The sequence below is a fragment of the Paraburkholderia sp. SIMBA_053 genome, assembly GCF_046534895.1.
Classification (GTDB): Bacteria; Pseudomonadota; Gammaproteobacteria; order Burkholderiales; family Burkholderiaceae; genus Paraburkholderia; species Paraburkholderia caledonica.
Window position 1 is genome coordinate 1 of sequence record NZ_JAWRXU010001816.1, and the last position, 233, is coordinate 233.

Genomic DNA, 233 nt, shown 5'->3' on the forward strand with positions numbered 1-233 from the left:
GCTGATCGTCGCGATACGCAACAGCATGGGAATCGGCGCACTGCCTTCCTATGCGGCCGTTCCCGCGTTGAAAGACGGTAGCCTCGTGCGCGTGCTGCCGCAGTACTCGCTGCAGAAAATGAACATCTACGTGCTGTATCCCGCGGGCAAATTCGTCGATGTGTGAACGAAGACGGGCGTATCCTTCGTTCGCCATTACGTCTCCGCGCTGATCACACGCGGTGAGGCCGAGC

At 59.7% G+C, this 233-nt stretch carries 1 protein-coding gene; it reads left to right on the forward strand.

All coding sequences use genetic code 11. From position 1 onward, the window contains the following. Nucleotides 1-13 precede the first annotated feature (13 nt). Entirely contained in the window at nt 14-166 is a 153-nt protein-coding gene (locus tag SB753_RS41780; protein ID WP_410805782.1) for a LysR substrate-binding domain-containing protein, read from the forward strand. Nucleotides 167-233: the final 67 nt, after the last annotated feature.